The organism is Nostoc sp. ChiQUE02 (assembly GCF_034531305.2).
Classification (GTDB): domain Bacteria; phylum Cyanobacteriota; class Cyanobacteriia; order Cyanobacteriales; family Nostocaceae; genus Nostoc.
This window is the reverse complement of sequence record NZ_JAVRBN020000030.1, coordinates 25,389-46,605: the sequence shown is the minus strand read 5'-3', so window position 1 is coordinate 46,605 and position 21,217 is coordinate 25,389. Positions and strand designations below refer to the sequence as shown.

Below are 21,217 nucleotides of genomic sequence, written 5' to 3'. Positions count from 1 at the left end.
CACTTGGGTGGATAAATAAGACGAAACTACTCAAATTAACCAAATAAGTGGAATTTTGAGCAGTTCGTAATTTGCTGTTACTGGAGGCAAGCAACCAGTTGGGAACTGATAATAACAACACCAAAGCGGATGTTAAAAGCGTCCGCTCTTAAGATCCTTGAGACTGATGCCATAGAATTCCTGGGCTTGTTTAATCGCTTTTTTGGTGTCATCTGCCATCACACCGTTCAGCTTGCCTTTATAAAAACCCCGCTCCCGTAGTCGTGTTTGGATTTCTAGGGTGTTAAATTCGCTTTTGCTAGCAGTATTAACTGAGCTATATAACTTAGCTCGAGTAGTTGGGCCAGCAACGCCGCTTGCTGCTAGGAAATTAGCTGCCTGAAATCTCCTTACAGCATCGGCAGTATAGGGGCCATAGTAACCATTTGGCTCTCCCTCTAAATATCCTGCCTGGATCAATTGTTCTTGAACAATTCTCACTGGCTCACCGCGATCGCCTACACGAAGTTTATCTCGATTGACTACCTTTTTGGGAGCCTCTTCTCCATCACCGATGCCAACTCCCGGCAATTTACCTAATGTTGCTGGGCCAGCAATGCCATCAACGCTTAATTTGTATGAATCTTGGAACCGCTTGACAGCTTCTTCGGTAATTGGGCCAAATATTCCTGTGGCGTTTCCGTAATAAAAGCCTGCGACTCTTAAACGTTCTTGCAAAGCCCTGACATCTTCACCTTCATCCCCTTTAGCAAGGTAGTTGGGATTACGGCGTTGGCTAGTTGCGGAACTAGTAGTGTTGGACTTTTTGGTTTGTGTACTTACAACAGTGGCTTTTTTAGCTTGTGTAGTTGTAGTACTGGGCTTTTTGGCTTGCCAGCTTTCTAATTTTTGCAGGGTGCTTGCTCCAACAATGCCGTCCACTGGTAAACCAGCGGCCTTTTGGAAGCGCCGCACTGCTTCTTGTGTGGATACGTCATATACCTGGGTAACAGAAGCTTGGTAAAAACCTGCTGTTTTTAACTTTTGTTGTAGATTTCTGACAGAAGGGCCTTGATCGCCTTTTTCTAGTGCCATGACGCTGCTAACAGCGCCAAGAATAGATAAAGACAGAGCAAGGGGCAACATATACTTCCAAGCCCTACCTGAAAGCCTTTTCCAGTCTGGTGCAGCTGCGTCCTTAAACAAAGAACTGAGGGAGACCAATTCACTGGGTGTGCTGTCTTCGTAGGCGAAAGCTAGGTGCAAATACGCAAGATTCTCCATATTTGTTTCCTACACCATTGATTTTTCTTCGATAACTGCTTCAGCTTGATGTACTAGGTTCCTCAAAGCTTCTAATGTTCCTATATTTACATCCTCCCACAAATTGCGCTTGTGTGCTTCTAATAATTTTTCAGCAATATCACGCAGTGCGTAAGGGTTCTTTTGCTGAATAAATTCTGACACAACTGGGTCGAGCAAGTAAGCCTCTACTATGCCTTGATACATATAATCTTCGACACATTTAGCTGTTGCATCATAGGCGAATAGATAATCTACTGTCGCTGCCATTTCAAAGGCACCTTTGTATCCGTGGCGCATAACTCCCGCAATCCACTTAGGATTAACTACGCGAGAACGATACACTCGTGCAATTTCTTCTTTCAGTTGACGAACGCGTGGTTGGGTGGGTATAGAATTATCTCCAAAGTAAGTTTGGGGATTTTTTCCCTGTAGAGAACGCACCGCTGCGGTTAAGCCACCCTGAAATTGATAATAATCATCAGAATCGAGTAGATCGTGTTCGCGGTTATCTTGATTGTGCAGGACAACTTGCATTTGCGCCAAGCGTTGCTCGAAGGCTTCGGCATTGGGGATTGGGCATGGGGCATTGGGCATTGGGGATTGGGAGTTAGGAGGAATTTCTGCTCCTCTGCTCCGCTGCCCCTCTGCTCCCCTGCTCCCCTGCTCCCCTGCCCCTGCTCCCGAAGAGTAGGCGTAAGAACTCCAATTAATGTAGGCACGAGCTAAATCTTGATCATCTGTCCAGTTTTGCGATTCAATTAAACCTTGGAGTCCCGCACCATAAGCACCTGGACAAGAACCAAAGATGCGATAACGCGATCGCACCACTGCTGCTTCTAAAGTTAATCCTTGGCTTGTCCACAATTCAGTCTCTTGGCGCACTGCATCCGCTAGGGGATTTTGTTCTGGCGGTTCATCCAAATCTGCTACTGCTGATACTGCTTGATCGAATAAGTCAATCAAGTTGGGAAAAGCATCCCGGAAGAATCCTGAAATTCGCAAGGTGACATCTACACGGGGACGCCCCAAAATCGCTAAGGGCAAAATTTCAAAATCTACTACTCGCCGTGCTGCACCATCCCATACAGGTTGAACTCCGAGTAAAGCCAAGGCTTCGGCAATATCATCACCGCCTGTCCTCATGGTGGCAGTTCCCCACAATGATAAGCCTAGTGTTCTGGGATACTCGCCATGCTCTTGAGTGTAATATTCAACGAGAGTTTCAGCGGCTTTTCTACCGATATCCCAAGCTGTTTCTGTCGGAATGGCGCGAATATCTACAGAATAAAAGTTTCTCCCTGTTGGTAGAACTTCCGGGCGGCCGCGCGTGGGTGCGCCAGATGGGGCACTTGGGACATAACCGCCATCGAGTCCGTGTAATAAATGGGTGATTTCTTGATCGGTTTTTTGTAAGGCGGGAAGGAGGCGATCGCATATCCAGGTAGAGACGCGATTCATCGCATCTGTGCTGGGGGGGGAGACGCGATGAATCGCGTCTGTACAAGAGTCCTGAGTTATAAGTTGTTCTACTAAGAGGGCGGCGTGTTCTTCTAGGACTTCAACGATATCACCGAGGGTACGGCATTCTGTACCATTGACTACTGACCATTCACCACTAGGCATTGACAAATCTGCCGTGAGAGGATCGAAATCTAGTCCCCAATCTTGAGCTATGGCACGGGTAATACCTGAAGAATGGCGATTGGGTATGCGAGCGATCGCTACTATTAAGTCTCGCAGTTGCCGTCCTTGGGGACATTGCCCAAAAATGTGCAACCCATCGCGGATTTGGGCTTCTTTCAATTCACAAAGATAGCCACCGATGGAATTCAAAACTAGAGATTCAGAATTAAAAATTTCTGTTTCATTTTGAATTCCTAAATCTAGATGGAGATTTTCTTGGATCACCAGTTCGCGGATGCGATCGCGAATCACTGGTAAACGCGAAGGATCTAGACTGTCCGCTTCATAATACTCATCAATTAAATTTTCTAACTGTTGCAAAGAACCGTAGAGTTCCGCACGAGTCATTGGCGGCGTGAGGTGATCTATAATCACCGCTTGAGCGCGACGTTTGGCTTGGGAACCTTCACCAGGGTCATTCACAATAAACGGGTACAGGTGGGGAAGTGCGCCAAAAGCTACTTCTGGATAACAATTGCTCGATAAAGCCACACTTTTACCGGGTAGCCATTCTAGATTTCCGTGTTTTCCCACATGAACTACGGCATCAGCACCAAAACATTCTCTTACCCAATAGTAGAAAGCTAAATAAGCATGAGTTGGTTCTAAATCCGGCGCATGATAATTCAAACTGGGGTCATTATCATAACCTCTTGGCGGCTGAATTCCCACAAAAATGTTGCCGAGTTGAATTCCGGGAACGGGGAAAGAGGCAGGGGGGCAGGGGGGCAGCACTTCTCTACGAGAGGCTGCGCCAACGGCTACGCTCAGTGACCGAGGAGCAGGGGGGAATAATTCTTGATTGCTTCCCTGCTCTAAATTTCCCCACCTTTCACTAATACCTTGCTGTACTGCTGGCGGTAATGAAGCGAAATATTTTTGATATTCTTCCCAAGAAACACTTTGGTGTACCGGAAGCGATTCTCTACCTTCCGGATCGTTGGTTACGCCATCTGTCAGCCGTTGAATCAACTCGTCTCCTTGAGCAGGTGGATTTTCTACTTCATACCCAGCCTGATGTAAACCTTGCAAGATTTCTACACAACTAGCTGGGGTGTCGAGTCCCACACCATTGGCAAGGCGGCCATTCCGGTTGGGGTAGTTTGCCAGAATTAAGGCAATTCGCCTTTCTTGGGGTGGTTTTGAACGTAGACGCGCCCAATTTGCTGCTAGTTTAGCAACGAACTCGATGCGATCGCTCACTGGTTCATAAATTACCACATCTGTCTCTAGATGGGGATTACGAGTTTGTACTGCTTTAAAAGACACAGCACGAGTAATAATCCGCCCATCTACTTCTGGTAGCGCCACATTCATGCCAATATCGCGGGGAGAAAGCCCTTGAAACTGTGACTCCCACTGCTCAATTGACCCACCACTGAGGATCACCTGCAACACAGGCACATCTAATTTTTGCCACAGGTCGGTTTGGGGTGTTTCGCTTTCCAAGCGTGCTAGAGAAAAACTGGTGGTATTTAGCAGCACAGCAATTGAATCGGCTTCTTTGGGTTGGAAAAATTCACTCAACTCAACTTGAACATCAGGTTCACGCAATGAGGAAACAAACACTGGCACAGGTTGTAAATTTTTCTGTACCAAAGCTTCGCATAGAGCATCAATTACCTTGGTATTTCCCGCTAAATAATGAGCGCGGTAGAAGAGGATGCCGACTTTGGGGATTGGCAATTGGGCATTAGCTATTCTTTCTCCCCCTGCCTCAAGAGCCTCCCCTGCTCCCCCATCCCCCACTCCCCATTCATACAATCCCACACGCGGAATTGGCCGGGGTGACGGGGGATTGTATGCAGTTGACAAGCAACTGTCGGAGATAAATTGCAGAGCATTAACGAAATTTTCGACGCCGCCTTCGCTAAAATACTGCCATACCTGGTTAACAATACCCAAAGGCACGGTAGACTGGGAAATTAAATCGGGATCAAAAGCGTCGTCCCCTGGCATTACAATGAGGGTTCTACCATTACGTTGCACAATTTCCTGCACTACTTCTAAGCCATAACCCCAATAAGAACGTCCTCCTAACAGGCGCAAAATAATTACTTGGGCAAGTTCTAAAACTTGCTCTCCATAAGTATCTACACTTAATTGCTGCTGCAACTGCAACAGATTAGCGACTCTTAATGCAGGAAAGCTTGCAGGTAATTTCGGAACCGCCGCTGCCAAAGTTTGAATGTCGGTATCAGCAGCCGTAATCAGCACGAAAGGCGCTGGAGTCTGTTCTACAAAAATTAAACCCTCTGACTGATTCCATCCACCCGATGTGCTACTTATACGATGCATAATCCTGTCTTACCGTTTTAAACTGTTGGTTAGTAGATAATCAAAACAAACTTTTTTCCCTGCATTCAGCCCCTCTTACCAAAATGATTGAAAATGCTTAGTTCTCCTGATTTGAGCTTTTCTCGAACCTTGCCTATTGTTGTATTTAATCAGCTTGGGGAATTGTTGGAACAGATGGCTCAAACGGTGGGAAGTGCCGCTCTGGTACTGACAGAAGCTGTGTTAGTGCGGATTTGCATACCTGTGGAGTGGCAAAGGGAAAGGTTTACACTAGTGGTTTCTGAACAGTTTAGTGCACTTCTGGTAGGAAACTTGGAGGAGGAGCAGGGGAGCAGGGGAGCAGAGGAGCAAGAAGTTTACTCGGCACTCAATGCTAAATTGACATTTAATTTAGAGGCGATCGCTTCCTTTGTCTACAAATTGAGAGACTTGTTTGAGTGCGATTCTTCCACTCACCAAAATCTTGAACGCTATCGCCAAATTATTAGACCTAATGATGCCACGCTCCAAAGTCAATTCACGCTGTTGTTATTAGAATATCTCCTAACTCAGCCAAACCAAGAAATAATAGCACCTCCAAGCTCAACTGCGCCGGCAGTTTATATCTGTCAGCCAGTAGAAGATGCCTTAAAAAAACAGATTTCCCAAGAGCGGCTGTTGAATCAGGTAACAACACAGATCCGCAAAAGCCTGGATTTACCAGTGATTATGGCAACAGCGATTACACAGGTACGTGAGTTTCTAGAATTAGACAGATTAGTAATTTATAAATTTGAAGGTTCCAAAACCAAGACTCAACAATACCAGTCTGATATTATTCCCCTCAATGAAACGGCACTGGTAACAGGCATGGAACTATCAGTTAGGGAACCTGACGAAATCTATTTTTCTATACACGATAACAACTGTAAACACTTGCCTTTTTTGTCAGTCAATAATCAACCCCTACTGGAAGACTACCAAAAAGATGGAGGTTATATTGTCTATGAAGTCCGGGCTACAGATGCTATTACATCGGTGTTGAATTACAGGGAGAAAAATTGCTTTATCCGAACCTCTCAATGTTGGGAAAAGTATCGCCAAGGCTTTACCTTAGCTGTGGATGATGTCGAAAAAACTTATGCCCTAGAAGAGTGCTTGTTGCATTTTTTAAGGGAAAGCCAAGTTAGGGCTAAGTTGGCAGCACCAATTATGTTTGAAGAAAAATTGTGGGGGTTACTGATTGCTCATCAGTGCGATCGCCCGCACCAGTGGACTGAGAGTGAAAAAAACTTGCTGACTTCGATCGCAGAACAATTAGCGATCGCAATTCACCAAGCTGAGTTAATGCAAACGCTCACTCAAGAAAAACAAACTCTCGAACAACGAGTTATTGAACGCACAATCGGACTACGTGATGCCCTCCTGGCTGCTGAAGCTGCTAACCGTCTCAAAAGTGAATTTCTCGCTACTATCAGTCATGAATTGCTCACGCCTTTAACTTATGTTATTGGGATGTCTTCTACATTATTACGCTGGCCTTTGGGTGAATTGAGCCAACGACAACGTGATTATCTCCAAACAATCCACGACAGTGGAGAACATTTATTAGACATGATTAATGACATCCTCGATTTATCGCAAATCGAGGCTGGGAAGACAGCTTTAAATATTTCGGAATTCTCTTTAGTGAATGTTGCCGAAAATGCTATAGAATTACTGCGAAAAAAAGCAACAAGCGAACAAATCAATCTCAACCTTGATTTACAAATCGATCCCAGGCGCGATCGCTTTACCGCCGATGCAAAAAGAGTAGAACAAATTCTCTTGAATCTGTTAACTAATGCGATTAAATTCACACCCGAAAGTGGCAGCGTTACCTTACGTCTTTGGGTGGAAGATGATACTGCTATTTTTCAAGTGGAAGACACCGGAATTGGTATTCCTGAAGAACAATTACCATTACTGTTTGAGAAATTTCAGCAACTCGATACACCCTATCGCCGTCGCTACGAAGGCACAGGACTTGGACTGGCTTTAACTAAACAACTCGTGGAACTCCATCGAGGTCGAATTGAAGTAGAATCAACTGTGAGTATTGGTTCCATTTTTACTGTATGGATACCAACTCAGGCAATGAGAGTGGTGAGTTAGGATTTTGCTTGTTTCCCAATTCCCTTTATGCCAAGTGATTTTCTTAATTTAATTAAACTCCTGCGTAACGGACTGATTGTCTCTTGTCAAGCGCCTGTTGATTCACCATTACATGAACCTGAGATAATTGCTGCGATCGCACAAGCTGCTGTAAATAATGGTGCAGTTGGTGTGCGTATCGATACTCCAAATCACATTATCGCTGTGCGTGGAAGGCTACAAGTACCAATTATTGGGCTATGGAAGCAATTAATCGCCGGATCTGATGTCTACATTACACCACAGTTTCACCATGCTGCTGCGATCGCCAAAGCCGGAGCAGATATTATTGCTATAGATGCAACTACTAGAAACCGTCCTGGTGATGAAAAAATAGTGGATATCATTGCCCAAATTCATCAGGAATTGGGTAAACCAGTGATGGCAGATGTGGATACAATTGAGGCAGCAAAAGTAGCCGCAAATGCTGGTGCAGATATTATTGGGACAACACTTTACGGCTACACTGCTGCAACGAAGCATCTTTCTCCTCCTGGATGGGAACTCCTCACCCAAATCGTTCAACATCTAGATATTCCAGCGATTTGTGAAGGTGGTATTTCCTCACCCCAAATGGCTCGTAAAAGCTTAGATTTAGGAGCTTACGCTGTTGTAGTTGGTACTGCTATTACTGGGATTGATTTGCAAGTTAAAGCTTATAAATCTGTGCTGAATGCAGAGTGATAAATTAGCCAACCAAAGCACTGAATTATTTATTTTGAGGCTAGGCTAATAAGCATTTTTTCAAATATTTTCAACACAGGTTCTTCTCCATTATCTCTAATAAAAATACCAAAATTTGGGTGAGAATTGATTTCAATTAACCAATATTGATTATCTCGATCTAATACGATATCAAAACCACCATAATCAATGTCTAACTCTTCAAAAACTGGTTTGACAAAATTAGCAATCTCTGACAATATTTGTGGATCGTTGATATAATTTGCTTTTGCACCATTCCAGTGTAAAGGACTGAGATTACCGACAAATTTTGCATCAGTTATATCTTTTTCATAGAGCAAAACTAACTCTTTATTTAAGAAAACCGCTCTATATTCAGATTTGATGTGAATCAATTCTTGAGCAAGAGCGACGTAATCATACTTTTGATTAATATTAAAAATCTCTTTTAAAGCAGTTTCAATTTCATTTATAGTCTCACATAAAAAGACATTATGTCCGCCCGCACCAGAATTTCTTTTAATAATTACTGGTGTTTCAAACTTTTCTTTTATTTCTAATAAAATATCTTTAATAGTCGGGAATTTTAAGTAAATCTTATATTGGGCGTCACAAAAAGGAGAAAGAAAACCTACTGTCCGAGGAAGTTTAACTTTTTTATTTAAGACATGATAAGTATATTCTTTGTCTTTTATCAGGTGTGCTACTGCTTGATTAAGTAATGGAGTACTATAGTTACAAAAATAATGCTGTTTACTATTCAATTTTACTTTAACTAAGTTTTCAGCAGGATAAATAATTTCATAGCTGATGTTTAAGTTTTTACAAGCTTGTAGCAATAGCGAGACGTTGTCTAACATAAATACTTAAAGTTAAACGTCCAAATTACGAATTACGTTAGCGTTAGCGAGTAATGGAGCGTCGGAACCAGCGTTCCTAAGAGCGTCATTACGAATTATTTTAACTTGTTGTTTGCCGTTTAAAAATCACCATCTCAGTACCAACAACCGGGTTACGCGCTATCAGCCTATTTTGGGAGTCGAAAATTTCTAAATGGGTAAAATCAAGTTCTTGAGAGCGTTGTAATATCTCCGCAGCTAGTTTGTCCTGCTGAGATTCTTTGAGAGTGTACCAATCGTCACTAATTTTGACAGTTAGATTGCTGGTGCGGAAGTTGGCTTGAATTGACTTTATCAGACCAGAGGCAATGCGATCGCTAATTTCAGCTACCTGATTTTCAATAGCTGCAATCAAAGCTTGTTCTGGCGTCAATTCTATAGTTGGTGTTGGCGTTGGCGTGGGAATTGGTTCTGGTTCTGGTTCGATTTCGGGTTCTGGCGGCGTAATTTCTTCTGGTGGCTGCTGTACTTCTGGCGGCGGCGTAATTTTCTCTGGTGGCTGTGGTTCTGGTGCGACTGACTCCGGTGGAGTAGTTATCGTTGGTGTCGGTGCAGGAACCTCTTCAACTGGTGGAATTGTTGCGACTTCAGTCGGTTTACCAGTAAAGACAGTCGTAGTTGTCCAAACGAGAATTACAGCTATTCCAGTAACAATTCCCGTCAAAGCTGTATCTGATAACTTTGTTGACAAATTTGATGGCAAAAACAAGCGGATTGTTCTTAACAGTCCACCCCATCGCAACTGAAGCTGCTGCAAAAAACTAGGTGTTTCCTCAGTACCAGGTGGGGGTGCTGTCTCCAGTTTCTCCACCGTTACTTCTAAAACCCCAATCGTCCCTTGGAGAAGTTGGATAATTTTAGCCTTCCAAAATGGCTGAACTCTCTGGTAAGGTTTTTGGGGAGGTTGATTTACCTGCTCATCCGTCGGTTTTGACTGATTGTCTTGTGACATGGAACTTTCACCAAAAGCAGCGAATCAAAGACAAACAACGTACATTATTACTGGTGCTGCCTCTTTTGCCTTAATGTATCACTTCATTGCACATTACTTCAGCCAAACTGACTATTTATTAAATTTGGTGAATTATGAACCTGAAACGCCGTCAATTTTTATTTTTAAGTAGCCTCAGCGCCATTGGTACAGGATTTTTAGGCTGGACTTTAAATCGTCAAAATCATCAAAGTGCTAGTATTATCGATTCAACAACAGCTATAGCCGCCAATCCACCCAAAAAAGACTTGTTATTACGTTTTGTGTCTGTAGCAGATACGGGGACTGGGGCTAAAGGACAGTATGCTGTGGCTGGGGCAATGAATTTTTATCATAAGCAAAATCCTTATGATTTAGTCGTTTTAGCTGGAGATAACATTTACAATAACGGCGAAATTGAAAAAATTAATGCAGTTTTTGAGCGTCCTTATCAAGCATTGCTAAAGCAAGGTGTGAAATTTCAGGCTTGTTTAGGTAATCACGATATTCGTACTGCTAATGGTGAGCCGCAAGTCAAGTACGCCGGCTTTAATATGAAGGGACGTTATTATACATTTAAACGTAATCAAGTACAATTTTTTGCTTTAGATACTAACAGTAATGCTGATTGGAAAAACCAGCTAAGTTGGTTAGAAAAAGAATTAAGTCTTAGTAAGGTTCCTTGGAAAGTGGTGTTTGGACATCATCCGATTTATTCATCGGGTCAGTATGGGAGTAATTCAGCTTTTATTAAAACTTTCACTCCTTTATTTCAAAAATACGGCGTTCAACTTTACATCAATGGTCACGAACATAATTATGAACGCACTCGTGCTATTGATGGTACAACTTATTTAATTTGTGGCGCAGGTGCAGGGAATCGTCCTGTAGGTCGTTCTGAGTGGACAGAGTTTTCCACCAGTGATTTAAGTTTTGCCTCTTATGAGGTGTATAAAGATAGAATAGAGGTTGCTGCGATCGCTACTGATAAACGCATTTTTGATAAAGGTATTATTGAATTAAAATCAGCTTAGTTATATGACTCAGCAAGAATTTCCTTCTGCACTCAAAAATATTTTAGAATCGTACCAAGCACCAGATGCTTTCTTTTCTGCACTGTTACCAGCTATAGGCGATTTTTTGCAATCTGATAGATGTTTTCTATACCTGCACAATCCTCAAAATGACCTTGGTAAAGTTGCCTTTTGTTGGATTCGTACTCCAGATGTACCTACTGTTTATAATGAAGAATGGGCAGCACAACCCCCAACTTTAGTAGATGATGATCCGATGTTTGCGGCTGCGCTACGTGCTGAACCTTCAATCTTTGTAGAAGATGTAGAAACTGCTGATTCTAAGGTTTTAAATCGGGAATTTGAACAGAAGTATTTTGGACATCGCGCCCTTATTCATGCCCATATCCGCCAGGATGGTCAACTTTGGGGAATTTTACAACCATGCATTTTTGGTCATCCCAGAATTTGGACTGAATATGAACGAGGGGTGATTAATAATCTTGTCCAAAGAATTACACCTTTGACAGTTGATTACGTCAAGTCTGCTTTTGATTAGCTGAGTCTAGCTGACAATACAAATTATTTGTATAGCTCATTAAATCGCAAAAAAAATCTAAAACCTTTGATTCTAATTGTTGATAATTAGATAACAAATCCTCAACTTAATTCTCACCAAATAGTATATGATTCTTGAGGCTGTGATGCTTCATGTTAAACCTGGTTTGGAATCTGATTTTGAAAGTGATTTCAAAAAAGCTTCTAAAATTATTTCCTCAATGGACGGATATTTATCACATGAATTGCATAAATGTATAGAAGTTCAAGGTAAATATTTATTACTTGTCAGATGGGAAAGTTTAGAATCTCATACTGTAGGATTTAGAAGTTCTCCTGAGTATCAAGAGTGGAAAAAACTTCTGCATCATTTTTATGAGCCATTTCCTACTGTTGAACACTTTGAAGAAATTGAAATATGAAAAACAAGTCATAAGGGTTTAGCATTGCTCATACGTGTCAACTTAACGTGAAACCCTTGTCAAGACGTGATATTGAATTCATTCACTTACGGTTACTCACCGCTTTACCCCACCCCGGTTTTGTCTAAAGCCAAAACCGGGGTGGGGTAAAGCGTGTGTGGGACAAGCGTCTGAATACTTTGCAAACACCCCAACATCGCAAAGCTTTTTGTGCTGTAGCCGTCTAGCAGTTTTAAGAGAATAAGTTACAAAAACTCATCCTTTGATAAATTCAGAAGAAGCTGGAGTTAATACAACTTAAGCTCAACTTATAAATGTTGATGTTTTAGTTACAAATACTCGTTTTTAGATAAGTAAAACTAAAGTTGGATTTAATCAATTTAATCATTAATTATAAAAAGTCCAAAAATGATAAGTTAGGAAGGAGTTTTATTAACTAAAACTCCTTCCTAACTTATTAATCAACAAGTTTTAGTTAATCCAGCACGTTCTGGAGTTACAAATGAACAAGTTTTAGTTACTACAGCATGTTCTAGAGTTATAAATGCTTCTTCTGTAGTTGATACAGCTTGTTCTGTAGCAACGTATCATTAAAATATAGTCGATCTGGTCGTTTATATACGTCTTACTCTACTCGTTGCAACTGTGCTACTCTTGGGTCAACAATTTTTTGTCCTAAGCTGACAAATTTAATTGCCACAGACATCTTATTACCCGTTCCAAAAACATGCGTGATTTCACCAAGACCAAAAGTTTTGTGTAATACTCTATCGCCCACTTGCCAATTCTGTGTTGAGTCTTGTTTCCCATTAGAAGTAGAGGCACTCTTAGTATAAGTTTGACGACTCGCGCGTTTGGTAGATAATAATTCTTCTGGTAATTCGTCGAGAAATTGCGATCGCATCGCAGGTTCACGAGAACCATACAAACGGCGTTCCCGTGCGTGTGATAAATACAACCTTTCTTGGGCGCGAGTAATTCCCACATAACACAAGCGGCGTTCTTCTTCCAAAGATGCAGGATCGCTGAGGGAACGGTAGCCGGGAAATAGCCCCTGTTCTAATCCCACCAAAAACACTACGGGAAATTCCAAACCTTTGGAAGCGTGTAAAGTCATCAAAGAAACGGCTGTCTGTCCTTCTTTTAAGTTATCCAAATCTGAACTGAGGGCGGCACTACTCAGAAAGTCTCGCAGGGAAATCTCTTCGTTTTCTTCTTGAAATTGCAGTGCGGCGTTATAAAGTTCCTGGACGTTTTGTACCCGATCTGTAGCTTCATCTGTGCCTTGATTCATCAAGTCTTGAACGTAACCAGAATCTTCTAGTATTCCTTGCAAAACCTCAGTCACCGGAAGCGTGGCGACTTGTCCTTGCCAACGGCTAATCATTGCGGCAAAGTTATTTACAGCTTTTGTCGCCCGTCCAGCTAATGTATTAACTGATGTTTCGTCGCTGAGTATTTCCCACAAAGTTGTCCCTAATTGCTGAGATGCATTTATCAAAGCGTCAATAGTGGTTTTGCCAATTCCCCGCCGGGGAGTATTAATAACTCGTAATAAACTGACTGTATCAGCTGGGTTATTTATCGCTCTTAAATAAGCAACGACATCTTTAATTTCTTTGCGATCGTAAAATCTCATTCCCCCCACAACTGTGTAAGGAATTTGATATTTGACCAACAATTCTTCAAAGGGACGAGATTGGGCATTCGTCCGATAAAGTATGGCAAAACTACCCCAGTTTAACTCTGGATTTTGCTGTTCTAAAGTGCTAATTTGATTAATTACAAATGCCGCTTCTGCAAGTTCTTCATCGGCTTTGTGACAAGTAATCTGTTCACCCGTCCCCCGCGTTGCTTTCAGGACTTTATCAATCCGTTGGGTGTTATTTTCAATCAGTTCATTAGCCGCTTGCAGAATGTTTTCACAAGAACGATAGTTTTCTTCTAGCTTAACCATCGTTCGGGTATCATCATCTACCAAACCATCGCCAAAGTCTTCCTGAAATCCTAGCAAGATGGTGAAATCTGCCATGCGAAAGCTGTAAATTGATTGATCCGCATCGCCGACAACAAAAACTGAGCGATTTTCCCATTGCCATTCGCTCTTTTTGGTTTCGCCATTAGTAACTAATAAATTAATCAGTTGATACTGAGTGCGGTTAGTATCCTGATATTCATCTACGAGGATATGACGAAATTTGCGATGCCAGTAACCCAATACCTGCTCGTTTTGTTGAAATAATCTAGTAGGTACAAGAATAAGATCGTCAAAGTCGAGAGCGTTGTTTTGTGCTAACTTATCTTGATATAAATTGTAAACTTGGGCAATTACCCGTCCGCGATAATTTGGTTGGTCTTGCTCAAATTCTTGGGGCGATAAACCTTGGTTTTTAGCATTACTAATAGCGTAGCGGACAGAGCGGGCATCAAACTTCTTATCGTCTAAATTTAGCTCTTTATTAACGAGTTCTTTAATCAGAGTCATCACATCTGATTCATCAAAAATAGAAAAATTACGATTCCACTTGCGTCCTTTTTCGTCTACGTATTTTTCAATATCAAAGCGGAGAATGCGAGAAAATAGACTGTGGAAAGTGCCACACCATAAGTCTTTGATAGTGCTTTTGTAAACTTGCGATCGCAGCTGCGTTTGTTGATATTCTGTCAACAAATCCAATCGCTGGCCGTGTTGTTTCATTGCCAGTTGTTCGGCAAACAGCCGTTGAATCCGCTCTTTCATCTCCCGCGCGGCTTTATTGGTAAAAGTAACCGCCAGAATATTCTCTGGATCGACACGGTGTTTCAGAATTAGATTCGCAATACGATAAGTCAGCGCTCGTGTTTTACCGGAACCTGCGCCGGCAACGACTAGCAACGGGCCGCAGTAGTGTTCGACAGCTTGACGTTGACTAGGGTTAAGGTGACTGAGAAAGTCGATGGTTGTTGTCATGGATGTGAAAAAGCGATCGCCTGGTGTCACATCAATAGAGAGTCGCTATTGCCCAGGTTACAATATCCTAACGAAACTTGGTCAATAAAGATTGTGTGGCAATCTTCTTAACCAGAATGGTACTGTATCATGATTTATGTAGAAGCAAGAAAAAGCTATGCTGTCAGTCAAAGGCACATTCCAAAACGGTGTAGTTCATCCTAACGAACCAATTGAAGGGCATGGGGGGAGTTAATAGTTAGAATAATTGCTCCTGGACGATCTTCGCTAATTGTATAGGAGTTAGTGATGTCTGATTTATCGTTGGCACAAAATAATCCTTTGCTCGGAACTTGGAAATTAATTTCAGTAAGTGCAACACTTGACGACGGAACTGTGGAAGGACAAGCCTATGGAAGCAGTCCAAACGGTTACATTACCTATACACCTGAAGGGCGGATACTCGTTATCCTTTCCAGGAGCGATCGCTCACTACTAAATGGGGATATACACTCGCCACTGAGCCAAGACATAAATTTAGTAACCATTGCAGAACGCGCCCAAGCATTCTCTACATTTAGTGCTTATGCTGGAACCTATAGTGTAAGCGGCAATATTGTTACCCATCATATAGAAATTGCATCTATTCCCAATCGAGTCGGTACAGATTTAATTCGTACTTTCACTTTGAGAGAGAACCAAGTTACGTTAAAGACACCTCCGACTATGAGCAACGGTGTCTCAAAGGTTTTTGAGCTAGTTTGGCAACGTATAGAGTCATAGAGCCAAAATTGCGGCAGTAGCCCAATGAAAAGCATTGACACTCACAAGCTAGAAACGAGGTTTTAAAGGGGTTTGGTCTTAAGTTGACACCAATCAGCAATACTCTGCTGTGCCCTTAAAATATATGTGGTTCAAATAAATGAAAATTGCTGTAAGCAAGATTTGTGTAAGAGCAATTCATAAATTGCCCCTACAATACATTAATTTTTTCTACGCTAAATACGTTGATCGCGAGTTCTCCCTACACTTTCTGTCGTAAGATCAGCGACGGGGAATCCAACATCAAAAAATGTTGGGCAAGCTCTCACTTTTTCTGTTCTCAGCGCTGTTTAACACCTAATCAATAAGTATTGTCACCAATAGGACAATTCACTCCTTGAGTACCCAATTGATACGGGGTAGTCATACACAATACATCACGATTCAACTGTTAAGTTTTTAAAGATGAAAAATTTCTTTAATTTCAGGTTTAACCAATACAAGGATAGGTGGATATGGATCTGAGCTTAATTGTATCCAACATTTTGAATCCCCCAATTCTGTTTTTCTTTTTAGGCATGACTGCGGTTTTTGTCAAGTCCGATCTAGAAATTCCCCCACCAGTGCCTAAACTCCTTTCGTTGTATCTGCTGTTTGCCATTGGTTTTAAAGGAGGGGTAGAACTAATCAAAAGCGGACTTAATCAAGAAGTGATTCTAACACTCGCAGCAGCAATGATGATGGCTTGTGTTGTTCCAATTTACACCTTTTTTATTTTGAAGTGGAAATTGGATACTTACGATGCGGCTGCGATCGCAGCAACCTACGGTTCTATCAGTGCCGTCACTTTCATCACTGCTGGCGCTTTTCTTAGTGAGCTTGGTATTCAGTATGATGGTTACATGGTAGCAGCTCTTGCCCTGATGGAATCTCCGGCGATCATTGTTGGTCTGATCTTGGTGAGTATATTCACCGCCGATGAAAAGCGAGAGTTTGCTTGGTCGGAAGTTTTGCAAGAAGCATTTCTTAATAGTTCAGTTTTTCTCCTAGTTGGTAGCCTCTTAATCGGTGTCTTGACAGGAGAACGTGGTTGGCACGTATTAGAACCCTTTGCTCAAGGGTTGTTTTATGGCATTCTCACCTTCTTTTTACTGGATATGGGACTGGTTGCTGCCAGAAGAATTAAAGACTTGCAAAAAACCGGAGTTTTCCTGATTTTATTTGCCATACTAATTCCTATACTCAATGCAGGCATTGGGTTAGCGATCGCCAAATTCATCGGTATGCCTCAGGGGAATTCACTGTTATTCGCTGTATTGTGTGCCAGTGCTTCTTACATTGCTGTCCCGGCGGCGATGCGGATGACTGTTCCCGAAGCAAATCCCAGCCTATATGTTTCTACCGCTTTAGCAGTCACATTTCCGTTCAATATTATTGTGGGAATTCCGCTATATCTCTACGGAATTAACCTATTTTGGAGGTAATAATATGCACGTAGTTAAAAAGATAGAAATTATTGCCAACTCCTTTGAGCTTGCCAAAATTTTAGAGAGTTTAGACAAGTCGGGTGTACATAGCCATGCCGTAATCCGCAATGTAGTTGGTAAAGGATTACGAGGAACGACAGAAGATTTAGACATGACCATGCTTGATAATGTTTACATCCTCGCATTTTGTATGCCAGAAGAACTCAAGCGTGTTGTCGAAAATATCAGACCAGTCCTCAATAAGTTCGGAGGTACTTGCTACGTTTCCGATGTGATGGAAATTCGCTCTGTCAGATGTATCGCGTCGATTTAAGAGAGTTATAAATTCAATGAAGCATTTCATGGAACGTCGTGACTTTTTGAAGTTGGGAATGACCGGGGCCTTTGGAATGGCGATAACTGCCAGTGATTTACTCTGGCGGGTAGAACAGGCTAAAGCTGACGAAGCACACCCAGCCCCCACTCCATCTCTCAGTCCCGATGCCGCCTTACAAAAGCTGATTGAGGGAAATCAGCGATTTATCGATCATCATCCCCAATACCCCGATCAATCTGCGCTGCGGTTGCAGGAAGTTGCTCAAGCTCAACATCCATTTGCAACTATTCTTAGTTGTGCGGATTCACGAGTGCCGGCAGAAATTGTTTTCGATCAAGGCATCGGGGATATCTTTGATGTTCGGATTGCCGGAAATATTGCCACACATGAAGCGATCGGCAGTATTGAATATGCAGTTGTCTTATTAGGTTCTCCGCTGCTGATGGTGATGGGTCATGAACGTTGTGGCGCAGTAACCGCAGCTGTTAAAAAAGAATCATTACCTGGTGATATTAGTACTTTTGTTAAGGCAATTAAGCCAGCCCTGAAAAGGGTCAAGGATCAGCCTGGTGATGCAGTTGAAAATGCTGTGGTGGCAAATGTGCAATATCAAATTGAACGATTGAAGCGATCAAAGCTTTTAACTGAGCAGGTGCAGTCTGGCAAATTAAAAATTGTCGGAGGACGTTACGACTTGGATACAGGGAGGGTGAATATTATTACCTAATTCGGCAGATAATTCCTAACAATTAAACAATTTTAAATTCTTGCATTGAAGACAGTTTCAGTCCAGGTCAATAGCATTTCTCAGTTGCACAGAATACAGGTTTTCGTAGGGGTGCACATCTGTGCGCCCCTATATTGCATCCAAATGAGAGCAGTTATATAACCTGTTTGAAAACTTAAGCCCTGCCTCCTGCCCAATACTACTTGGATAAGCGTTTTTTCCTCCCCTGCTCCCCCTGCTTACCTCAACAGATAAATTTCTTAATCAAGCAGTATATATCTTCTGCCTCCTTCAATCCTGCACAGTCATTGGCAGACGAATGGTGAAAGTAGAGCCAATTCCCGGCTGACTTTTGACAATAATTTCACCACCCATCATCTGGCAAAAGTGGCGGCTAATTGCCAACCCCAGTCCCGTACCTCCATACTTTTTCGTAGTCGAGGTATCTCCTTGTGTAAAAGGTTGAAATAACTGCTGCTGTTGACGGTGAGACATACCTATACCTGTATCGGTAACGGTAAAAGTAATATTGCCTAAAGGAGCCTCCGGTCGGAATTCATCCTTTTCTCTCTTGACTGTCAACGTCACCTTGCCGTTTGTAGTAAATTTACTGGCGTTGCTTAGTAAGTTTAACAATACCTGCCGCATCCTGGTTTGATCGGCGTACATGGTTCCAAGTTGCTCATCAAAATCGACTTCTAAAACATTGGCATTTTTTTCTATAGCTGGTTTGACTGTGAGGACGACGTTATGAATCAGCGTCGCAATCTCAAATGTCTCTGGATAGAGGGTCATTTTCCCCGCTTCAATTTTTGACAAGTCGAGGATTTCGTTGATCAAGTGCAGTAGATGCTTCCCAGCAGAGTTAATTGTTTCTAAGTCGGTGATAAAGTCTGCCGATAAACCAAGATCGGTGGCGTCGTCTTCTAGAAGTTGGCTCAAGCCAATGACAGCATTTAATGGTGTGCGTAATTCGTGGCTAACATTGGCCAGAAATATGCTTTTTGCCTTGCTAGCAGCTTCGGCTAATTCTTTAGCTTGTTGTAGTTCTTTTGTTCGCTCCGATACGCGCTCAATCAAACGATTTAGAGATTTGGCGAGTAGGCCAATTTCATCCTCAGTGGTAACAGGTGCTCGTAAATCAAAATTATGTTTCCTCGCCACTTGTTCCGCTACTTGGGTGACAGTTATTACTGGTTCAGCGATCGCTCGACTAGTACGCCAAGCTACAATAGCTGCGATCGCTACCGAAACCAGCATACTCAGGATCACGATAAATCGCTCAACTACTTTTGCCTGCTCAACGGCTTTTTGTCTTTCTTGCTCTTGATCTTCAGCAGTTTGCAGGATGTTAGTCAAGTTCTGCGAAAGCTGGTCTAGCTGCATGGCTGTCTCACCACGCATAATTGTTAATAACTGCGATCGGGCAGAGGAAATCTGCTGAGGCTGCACTTGCTGTGAATCAACTTTCTTTAAGACGACCTCGATTTGGTCAACGTAGGCTTTTAAATTAGTCTTGTAATCTAGCAATAACGCCTGTAAAGTCGAACTTGTTGCTGCTAGTCTTTTAGGTTTACTGTCGATAAATCCGGCAATTTGTGACTCTAGTTGCTTGGCTTTTTCAACATTCTTCAGAAAATCGGCTTTTTTACTTTGTAGTTGTTGTGAATTTTCCAATACAGCAACTAGGTTAGAGCTATGTAATTGCGCCCCTACGACTGCATCTTTATAATTACTCAGTAGTTGTCCTTGTTCATAGGCTTGATTGAATTGCCTAACTTCCCTTCCCCGGTAGTAGTTGGCGATCACTAACCCAGTCAGTGAGCCAAAAAAGCCAATTCCGATAGCTACAAAGTACCCATAGCCAATTTTTTGATGAATGCGCCAAGAACTAGCTTTGAGTTTCCCTCGTGAGGGAAATTCTATGGTTGGGAGTTCGTCTGTCGATGGCTCTTCGGCTGACACTTTTTTGCTTTCTGAACTGCTGTCAATAGGGGTTGGCTTTTGAGTTGGCATTTCTCAAACCTCCTTGCCTTCCCACAAAAATCACCAAATTAGTTTAGCTTGTGCAAACACTTCAATTAGTCATCAACATCTACATTATCTTCTTTTATAGCAACAGCAAATTATTGCTTACTAGCTAATTAGCATAACCTTATATAGTAGGAGTAGTTTTTATAGAAATTTAGCTAAGTAGTATTACTGAGAGCGAATAGAATTCACTTTTTTCAGCAACGCCGAATTAGTTTACTGCACTAAAGACCTATCTGAGACTGTCTTCTCCTTACCACACTACTTTCCTCAATATACAGTTGATAGCAACGAGTTCTTGCCATCAGGAATGCCATTACTCTACCTTACTGCTTCCTTATAAAATTAATACAATCAGGAAAAAAACAAAAGCTTTGACACTCGTTGGACATTGGGCATGGGGCACTTGTACTGAGCGACTCGTGCCGACTTGTGCCGAGCGTACCCCTGCGGGGAAGCAAGCTACGCGTAGCGTCTCGCAGAGAAGCCAAGGTAAGCCGTAAAGCCTGCGGCATAGCTACGCTTAGGGCGCAGCCTCTCGTAAAGAAGTATTGGGTATTGGTTATTTCTCACTTATCCCCCTCATCCCCAGGCACGAACATCACAAAATACTTCTAAAGTCTAGTCTATATGAATACATAAAAACTTTTATTACGTATTAATATCAATACGAATGCCTTAATTGACGAGCGCGGCTTAAGATAGCTTTAATATCCGATAAAATCGGCTTTTAGGCTTATATAAATGAGAGGAAAGCTGATTTTTGCCTGATTTGTACTTATATTTAGTACGATTATGAGCAAATGACCCGGAATGGGATAATTACAACCTGAGGATTCCAGTTGATTAAAAAAACTCAGAAAGCTGATTATAATACATTCTGCTGCCTTCTGAGTTTTATGCTCCTACTGACTTTCTACCTTGTAGTTGATGCAGTAGATATTACGGGGCAATTATGGTTATAGGACACTCAAACCCTTTT

15 protein-coding genes are annotated in these 21,217 nt (G+C 42.2%); 9 read left to right on the top strand and 6 right to left on the bottom strand.

Translation table 11 applies throughout. The features are described 5' to 3' along the window. Positions 1–132: 132 nt before the first annotated feature. Together RM347_RS25320 and cobN are read right to left on the bottom strand one after the other, a co-directional pair. Positions 133–1,263 (bottom strand): peptidoglycan-binding domain-containing protein, encoded by a 1,131-nt coding sequence (locus tag RM347_RS25320; RefSeq protein WP_322721057.1) that lies wholly within the window; start codon positions 1,261–1,263, stop codon positions 133–135. A 9-nt stretch (positions 1,264–1,272) separates the two neighbouring features. Next, on the bottom strand, positions 1,273–5,265 hold the full coding sequence (gene cobN, locus RM347_RS25315; RefSeq protein WP_322721058.1) for a cobaltochelatase subunit CobN: 3,993 nt from the start codon (positions 5,263–5,265) through the stop codon (positions 1,273–1,275). Between the two features lie 93 nt (positions 5,266–5,358). Here cobN and RM347_RS25310 point away from each other — a divergent pair, with 93 nt between their 5' ends. Both RM347_RS25310 and RM347_RS25305 read left to right on the top strand, forming a co-directional pair. After that, positions 5,359–7,398, top strand: coding sequence for a GAF domain-containing sensor histidine kinase (locus RM347_RS25310; RefSeq protein WP_322721059.1), 2,040 nt, complete (start codon positions 5,359–5,361; stop codon positions 7,396–7,398). A 27-nt stretch (positions 7,399–7,425) separates the two neighbouring features. Continuing rightward, the gene (locus RM347_RS25305) at positions 7,426–8,121 is read left to right on the top strand and encodes an N-acetylmannosamine-6-phosphate 2-epimerase (protein ID WP_322721060.1); all 696 of its coding nucleotides are present in this window, start codon (positions 7,426–7,428) and stop codon (positions 8,119–8,121) included. Between the two features lie 29 nt (positions 8,122–8,150). Here the strand turns inward: RM347_RS25305 and RM347_RS25300 are convergent, their stop codons facing one another. Both RM347_RS25300 and RM347_RS25295 read right to left on the bottom strand, forming a co-directional pair. After that, positions 8,151–8,981, bottom strand: a complete 831-nt coding sequence (locus RM347_RS25300) for an ATP-grasp domain-containing protein (RefSeq protein ID WP_322721061.1) — start codon at positions 8,979–8,981, stop codon at positions 8,151–8,153. Positions 8,982–9,081: 100 nt separating this feature from the next. Continuing rightward, the gene (locus tag RM347_RS25295) at positions 9,082–9,972 is read right to left on the bottom strand and encodes a hypothetical protein (RefSeq protein ID WP_322721062.1); all 891 of its coding nucleotides are present in this window, start codon (positions 9,970–9,972) and stop codon (positions 9,082–9,084) included. A gap of 134 nt (positions 9,973–10,106) precedes the next feature. On the opposite strand from RM347_RS25295, the gene RM347_RS25290 reads away from it, so the two are divergent. The 3 genes from RM347_RS25290 (at position 10,107) to RM347_RS25280 (ending at position 11,983) form a co-directional block, all read left to right on the top strand. Further along, the gene (locus RM347_RS25290; RefSeq protein ID WP_322721063.1) at positions 10,107–11,024 is read left to right on the top strand and encodes a metallophosphoesterase family protein; all 918 of its coding nucleotides are present in this window, start codon (positions 10,107–10,109) and stop codon (positions 11,022–11,024) included. 4 nt (positions 11,025–11,028) lie between these two features. Then, the gene (locus RM347_RS25285; protein WP_322721064.1) at positions 11,029–11,562 is read left to right on the top strand and encodes a GAF domain-containing protein; all 534 of its coding nucleotides are present in this window, start codon (positions 11,029–11,031) and stop codon (positions 11,560–11,562) included. Positions 11,563–11,689: 127 nt separating this feature from the next. After that, on the top strand, positions 11,690–11,983 hold the full coding sequence (locus RM347_RS25280) for an antibiotic biosynthesis monooxygenase family protein (protein ID WP_322721065.1): 294 nt from the start codon (positions 11,690–11,692) through the stop codon (positions 11,981–11,983). A gap of 625 nt (positions 11,984–12,608) precedes the next feature. Here the strand turns inward: RM347_RS25280 and pcrA are convergent. Continuing rightward, positions 12,609–14,933: a DNA helicase PcrA gene (gene pcrA / locus RM347_RS25275; protein ID WP_322721066.1), complete on the bottom strand. Its 2,325-nt coding sequence runs from the start codon at positions 14,931–14,933 to the stop codon at positions 12,609–12,611. Between the two features lie 288 nt (positions 14,934–15,221). Here pcrA and RM347_RS25270 point away from each other — a divergent pair, with 288 nt between their 5' ends. From RM347_RS25270 to RM347_RS25255, 4 genes are all read left to right on the top strand, one after another. Continuing rightward, complete coding sequence (locus RM347_RS25270; protein WP_322721067.1) at positions 15,222–15,695, top strand: lipocalin-like domain-containing protein; 474 nt, start codon at positions 15,222–15,224, stop codon at positions 15,693–15,695. Between the two features lie 494 nt (positions 15,696–16,189). Next, positions 16,190–17,158 carry a sodium-dependent bicarbonate transport family permease gene (locus RM347_RS25265; protein WP_322721068.1) on the top strand — a complete coding sequence of 323 codons (969 nt, stop codon included), beginning with the start codon at positions 16,190–16,192 and terminating at the stop codon, positions 17,156–17,158. A gap of 4 nt (positions 17,159–17,162) precedes the next feature. Then, positions 17,163–17,474 carry a P-II family nitrogen regulator gene (locus RM347_RS25260; RefSeq protein ID WP_322721069.1) on the top strand — a complete coding sequence of 104 codons (312 nt, stop codon included), beginning with the start codon at positions 17,163–17,165 and terminating at the stop codon, positions 17,472–17,474. Positions 17,475–17,502: 28 nt separating this feature from the next. After that, positions 17,503–18,204: a carbonic anhydrase gene (locus RM347_RS25255; RefSeq protein ID WP_322721092.1), complete on the top strand. Its 702-nt coding sequence runs from the start codon at positions 17,503–17,505 to the stop codon at positions 18,202–18,204. A 291-nt stretch (positions 18,205–18,495) separates the two neighbouring features. Here RM347_RS25255 and RM347_RS25250 read toward each other — a convergent pair whose 3' ends face one another. Next, the gene (locus RM347_RS25250; protein ID WP_322721070.1) at positions 18,496–20,220 is read right to left on the bottom strand and encodes a sensor histidine kinase; all 1,725 of its coding nucleotides are present in this window, start codon (positions 20,218–20,220) and stop codon (positions 18,496–18,498) included. Positions 20,221–21,217 lie beyond the last annotated feature (997 nt).

Bases quoted from the DNA above. Each gene is read 5' to 3' on its own strand.
- pcrA (WP_322721066.1), bottom strand. From the start codon at position 14,933: ATGACAACAACCATCGACTTTCTCAGTCACCTTAACCCTAGTCAACGT.
- RM347_RS25285 (WP_322721064.1), top strand. From the start codon at position 11,029: ATGACTCAGCAAGAATTTCCTTCTGCACTCAAAAATATTTTAGAATCG.
- RM347_RS25320 (WP_322721057.1), bottom strand. From the start codon at position 1,263: ATGGAGAATCTTGCGTATTTGCACCTAGCTTTCGCCTACGAAGACAGC.
- RM347_RS25250 (WP_322721070.1), bottom strand. From the start codon at position 20,220: ATGCCAACTCAAAAGCCAACCCCTATTGACAGCAGTTCAGAAAGCAAA.
- RM347_RS25270 (WP_322721067.1), top strand. From the start codon at position 15,222: ATGTCTGATTTATCGTTGGCACAAAATAATCCTTTGCTCGGAACTTGG.
- cobN (WP_322721058.1), bottom strand. From the start codon at position 5,265: ATGCATCGTATAAGTAGCACATCGGGTGGATGGAATCAGTCAGAGGGT.
- RM347_RS25300 (WP_322721061.1), bottom strand. From the start codon at position 8,981: ATGTTAGACAACGTCTCGCTATTGCTACAAGCTTGTAAAAACTTAAAC.
- RM347_RS25255 (WP_322721092.1), top strand. From the start codon at position 17,503: ATGGAACGTCGTGACTTTTTGAAGTTGGGAATGACCGGGGCCTTTGGA.
- RM347_RS25310 (WP_322721059.1), top strand. From the start codon at position 5,359: ATGCTTAGTTCTCCTGATTTGAGCTTTTCTCGAACCTTGCCTATTGTT.
- RM347_RS25290 (WP_322721063.1), top strand. From the start codon at position 10,107: ATGAACCTGAAACGCCGTCAATTTTTATTTTTAAGTAGCCTCAGCGCC.
- RM347_RS25265 (WP_322721068.1), top strand. From the start codon at position 16,190: ATGGATCTGAGCTTAATTGTATCCAACATTTTGAATCCCCCAATTCTG.
- RM347_RS25260 (WP_322721069.1), top strand. From the start codon at position 17,163: ATGCACGTAGTTAAAAAGATAGAAATTATTGCCAACTCCTTTGAGCTT.
- RM347_RS25305 (WP_322721060.1), top strand. From the start codon at position 7,426: ATGCCAAGTGATTTTCTTAATTTAATTAAACTCCTGCGTAACGGACTG.
- RM347_RS25295 (WP_322721062.1), bottom strand. From the start codon at position 9,972: ATGTCACAAGACAATCAGTCAAAACCGACGGATGAGCAGGTAAATCAA.
- RM347_RS25280 (WP_322721065.1), top strand. From the start codon at position 11,690: ATGATTCTTGAGGCTGTGATGCTTCATGTTAAACCTGGTTTGGAATCT.